General features: G+C 45.8%; 2 tRNA genes and 3 rRNA genes. All 5 read right to left on the reverse strand.

Annotated elements, in window-relative coordinates:
* Positions 1–2: 2 nt before the first annotated feature.
* Positions 3–111: ribosomal RNA gene (gene rrf, locus H8K90_RS16860) — 5S ribosomal RNA — on the reverse strand.
* Positions 112–258: 147 nt separating this feature from the next.
* Positions 259–3,083 (reverse strand): 23S ribosomal RNA (locus H8K90_RS16865).
* 188 nt (positions 3,084–3,271) lie between these two features.
* Positions 3,272–3,345, reverse strand: a tRNA-Ala gene (locus tag H8K90_RS16870).
* Between the two features lie 112 nt (positions 3,346–3,457).
* Positions 3,458–3,531: transfer RNA gene (locus H8K90_RS16875), tRNA-Ile, on the reverse strand.
* A 92-nt stretch (positions 3,532–3,623) separates the two neighbouring features.
* Positions 3,624–5,149: ribosomal RNA gene (locus tag H8K90_RS16880) — 16S ribosomal RNA — on the reverse strand.
* The 16S, 23S and 5S rRNA genes sit together here with 2 tRNA genes alongside, the layout of an rRNA operon.
* Between the last annotated feature and the right edge of the window lie 429 nt (positions 5,150–5,578).

Genomic DNA, 5,578 nt, shown 5'->3' on the forward strand with positions numbered 1-5,578 from the left:
AAAAAAGGCGGCGACCTACTCTCCCACAGAAAGCAGTACCATCGGCGCAAACGGGCTTAACTACTCTGTTCGGAATGGTAAGAGGTGAGCCCCGTCGCTATAACCACCTTAAATCTTTATTCTGATTTGACTCAGAACTTTATGATGTGTAGTTAAAAACACTAATATCTTAACATATTGAAAAAATTACATGAATAATTGTTGTACTCTAAAAAAACAGACTCGCTCAGTAACTGAGTCACTGAGCGAAGTCGAAGTGACAATAAGCCTATGGGTTATTAGTACTACTTGGCTATGACATTACTGCCTTTACACCTATAGCCTATCAACGTGGTCATCTTCCACGACCCTTTAAAGAAATCTCATCTTGTGGTGGGTTTCGCGCTTATATGCTTTCAGCGCTTATCCCTTCCGAACGTAGCTACCCTGCAATGCTCCTGGCGGAACAACAGGTACACCAGAGGTTCGTCCAACTCGGTCCTCTCGTACTAGAGTCAGATCCACTCAAATTTCTAACGCCCACAGTAGATAGAGACCGAACTGTCTCACGACGTTCTGAACCCAGCTCGCGTGCCACTTTAATGGGCGAACAGCCCAACCCTTGGGACCTTCTCCAGCCCCAGGATGTGACGAGCCGACATCGAGGTGCCAAACCCCCCCGTCGATGTGAGCTCTTGGGGGAGATCAGCCTGTTATCCCCGGAGTACCTTTTATCCTTTGAGCGATGGCCCTTCCATACGGAACCACCGGATCACTATGCTCTACTTTCGTACCTGATCGACCTGTATGTCTCTCAGTCAAGCTCCCTTATGCCATTGCACTCTACGCACGGTTACCAAGCGTGCTGAGGGAACCTTTAGAAGCCTCCGTTACTCTTTTGGAGGCGACCACCCCAGTCAAACTACCCACCAAGCACTGTCCCTGATTAGAGGTTAGACTCTAGATAAGCAAAGGGTGGTATTTCAACAATGACTCCACAACGCCTAGCGACGCCACTTCAAAGTCTCCCACCTATCCTACACATTACTTATCCAAAGCCAATACTAAGCTATAGTAAAGGTTCACGGGGTCTTTTCGTCCCACTGCGGGTAATCGGCATCTTCACCGATACTACAATTTCACCGAGCTCATGGCTGAGACAGTGTCCAGATCGTTACACCATTCGTGCAGGTCGGAACTTACCCGACAAGGAATTTCGCTACCTTAGGACCGTTATAGTTACGGCCGCCGTTTACTGGGGCTTCATTTGAGATCTTCGAAGTAAACTTCTAAACCCTCCACTTAACCTTCCAGCACCGGGCAGGTGTCAGGCCCTATACATCATCTTTCGATTTAGCAGAGCCCTGTGTTTTTGATAAACAGTCGCCTGGACCTTTTCACTGCGGCCTCCCCGAAGGGAGGCGACGCTTCTCCCGAAGTTACGCGTCGATTTTGCCTAGTTCCTTAGCCATGAATCTCTCGAGCTCCTTAGAATTCTCATCCCAACTACCTGTGTCGGTTTAGGGTACGGGCTGCTTCACTCGCTTTTCTTGGAAGTCGATTCGCTAGATTATCACCTTGACCGTAGTCTCAGTGTACTATCGCCGTGTTACCACTGGCTTCAACGCACTATTCCGTCAGTGCGCACTAACTATTCGCCTCCGTCACTTTTAGTGTGAGCAGGTACAGGAATATTAACCTGTTGTCCATCCACTACCCCTTTCGGGTTCGCGTTAGGTCCCGACTAACCCTCAGCTGATTAGCATAGCTGAGGAAACCTTAGTCTTTCGGAGTGCGGGTTTCTCGCCCGCATTATCGTTACTTATGCCTACATTTTCTTTTGTAGCTTCTCCAGCATACCTCGCAGTACACCTTCGACGACACTACAATGCTCCCCTACCACTTTTACAAGTCCATAGCTTCGGTAGTATGTTTATGCCCGATTATTATCCATGCCGGATCGCTCGACTAGTGAGCTGTTACGCACTCTTTAAATGAATGGCTGCTTCCAAGCCAACATCCTAGCTGTCTATGCAATCCAACCTCGTTTATTCAACTTAACATACATTTGGGGACCTTAGCTGATGGTCTGGGTTCTTTCCCTCTCGGACATGGACCTTAGCACCCATGCCCTCACTGCTGATGAACATTTTATAGCATTCGGAGTTTGTCAGGAATTGGTAGGCGGTGAAGCCCCCGCATCCAATCAGTAGCTCTACCTCTATAAAACTATAAATCAACGCTGCACCTAAATGCATTTCGGGGAGTACGAGCTATTTCCGAGTTTGATTGGCCTTTCACCCCTACCCACAGGTCATCCGAAGACTTTTCAACGTCAACCGGTTCGGGCCTCCACTGTGTGTTACCACAGCTTCACCCTGCCCATGGGTAGATCACACGGTTTCGCGTCTACCACTACTAACTAAAGCGCCCTATTCAGACTCGCTTTCGCTACGGATCCGGACCTGAAGTCCTTAACCTTGCTAGCAACGGTAACTCGTAGGCTCATTATGCAAAAGGCACGCCGTCACAGATCAAGTCTGCTCCGACCGCTTGTAAGCGTATGGTTTCAGGTTCTATTTCACTCCCTTATTCAGGGTTCTTTTCACCTTTCCCTCACGGTACTAGTTCACTATCGGTCTCTCAGGAGTATTTAGCCTTATCGGATGGTCCCGACTGATTCACACAGGGTTACACGTGCCCCGCACTACTCAGGATACCACTATCTTAACAATCTTTACTTATACGGGACTATCACCCTCTTTGGTCAGTCTTTCCAAACTGTTCTAATTCATTATGCATCGAATATCGTGGTCCTACAACCCCAGTATTGCCGTAACAATACTGGTTTGGGCTAATCCAATTTCGCTCGCCGCTACTATCGGAATCACTTTTGTTTTCTTCTCCTCCGGGTACTTAGATGTTTCAGTTCTCCGGGTTCGCCTCCTTGCGGATAACATGTCTTCAACATGCTGGGTTGCCCCATTCGGATATCTACGGATCAATTTGTATGTGCCAATCCCCGTAGCTTTTCGCAGCTTATCACGTCCTTCATCGCCTCTGAGAGCCTAGGCATTCCCCATACGCTCTTATTTAGCTTATTGTACTTTTGTCTTTTTAATGAGTTACATTACTAATAGTTAGCTCGTGACTTACTATTAGCAATTAAATTATTTAAACATATAAAGAGAACGATCTCTTTATATATCTTTCATGTATCTTTTTCAATATGTCAATGAACTTGTGGCGAATCGTAACTGATAACTAAATCAGTAACAACGTTAAGCCGTAGTGGAGAATATCGGAGTCGAACCGATGACCTCCTGCGTGCAAGGCAGGCGCTCTAGCCAGCTGAGCTAATCCCCCATTTCTTAGTAGTCAGTCATTAGCATTCAGTAATCAGTTGTTGATGTACTGTGTACTGCTAACTGCGTACTGCAAAACTGGTTTCCCAACTTCTAGAATTTCCTTTAATTAGTAGTCTCAGGCAGACTCGAACTGCCGACCTCTACATTATCAGTGTAGCGCTCTAACCAGCTGAGCTATGAGACTCTACTTAATTATTATAAAATTAAATTAACAGCAAGAGAATAAACTAAATATTTCCTTTTAATGAACTTTCCTTATTAGTCGTCTTTCTCTAGAAAGGAGGTGTTCCAGCCGCACCTTCCGGTACGGCTACCTTGTTACGACTTAGCCCTAGTTACCGATTTTACCCTAGGCCGCTCCTTGCGGTGACGGACTTCAGGCACTCCCAGCTTCCATGGCTTGACGGGCGGTGTGTACAAGGCCCGGGAACGTATTCACCGCATCATGGCTGATATGCGATTACTAGCGATTCCAGCTTCACGGAGTCGAGTTGCAGACTCCGATCCGAACTGTGATAGGGTTTATAGATTCGCTCCTTCTCGCGAAGTGGCTGCTCTCTGTCCCTACCATTGTAGCACGTGTGTAGCCCAGGACGTAAGGGCCGTGATGATTTGACGTCATCCCCACCTTCCTCACAGTTTGCACTGGCAGTCTTGTTAGAGTTCCCATCTTTACATGCTGGCAACTAACAACAGGGGTTGCGCTCGTTATAGGACTTAACCTGACACCTCACGGCACGAGCTGACGACAACCATGCAGCACCTTGTAGATAGTCCGAAGAAATAGCTATCTCTAGCTAATGCAATCTACATTTAAGCCCTGGTAAGGTTCCTCGCGTATCATCGAATTAAACCACATGCTCCACCGCTTGTGCGGGCCCCCGTCAATTCCTTTGAGTTTCATTCTTGCGAACGTACTCCCCAGGTGGGTCACTTATCACTTTCGCTTAGCCACTCAAACCGAAGTTCGAACAGCTAGTGACCATCGTTTACGGCGTGGACTACCAGGGTATCTAATCCTGTTCGCTCCCCACGCTTTCGTCCATCAGTGTCAATATATTGTTAGTGATCTGCCTTCGCAATTGGTATTCTATGTAATATCTATGCATTTCACCGCTACACTACATATTCTAACCACTTCACAATAATTCAAGATAACCAGTATCAAAGGCAATTCTACAGTTGAGCTGCAGGATTTCACCTCTGACTTAATTATCCACCTACGGACCCTTTAAACCCAATGATTCCGGATAACGCTTGGATCCTCCGTATTACCGCGGCTGCTGGCACGGAGTTAGCCGATCCTTATTCTTACAGTACCGTCAGCCACCTACACGTAGGTGGGTTTCTTCCTGTATAAAAGCAGTTTACAACCCATAGGGCAGTCTTCCTGCACGCGGCATGGCTGGATCAGGCTCTCGCCCATTGTCCAATATTCCTCACTGCTGCCTCCCGTAGGAGTCTGGTCCGTGTCTCAGTACCAGTGTGGGGGATCCCCCTCTCAGGGCCCCTATCTATCGTCGCCATGGTGTGCCGTTACCACACCATCTAGCTAATAGAACGCATACTCATCTTTTACCGCCGAAACTTTAAAGTGTCTTCCATGCGAAAATCACTTACTATGGGGTATTATTCTTCATTTCTAAAGGCTATCCCCCTGTAAAAGGTAGATTGTATACGCGTTACGCACCCGTGCGCCACTCGTCAGCAAAAGAGCAAGCTCTTTCCTGTTACCGTTCGACTTGCATGTGTTAGGCCTGCCGCTAGCGTTCATCCTGAGCCAGGATCAAACTCTTCATCGTTAAATTTTAAGTCTTACGACTATCTCTTTAACAACTAATAGGAATTTTTAATATCTGTACTCTAAATGATTTATTCTCTTGTTTGAATTCTACCGTTTCCAGTAAAATTCTTACGCTGTCAATTCAATATGTTAATGAACTTTTCTTTACTCTCTTAACTCGTTTCCTCGCTAAGCGGGTGCAAATATAAAACCCTTTTTCTTTACCCACAAACTTAAATTCAAAAATATTTTATTTTTTTTTCAAACTCTAAATTTCTTGGAAATGAACTGCCAAAACTTAACTCGTCGTTTTTGTTTCGGGGTGCAAATATAAAACCCTTTTTTAATCCCACAACACCTTTTTAATATTTATTTCTATTCTTTTTTTTAATCCTTCTTAAATACCTTTAATTGAGTTAATTAATAAACTAAAAAAATATGATTTATT

This window comes from Winogradskyella echinorum (assembly GCF_014297365.1).
Lineage (GTDB): Bacteria > Bacteroidota > Bacteroidia > Flavobacteriales > Flavobacteriaceae > Winogradskyella > Winogradskyella echinorum.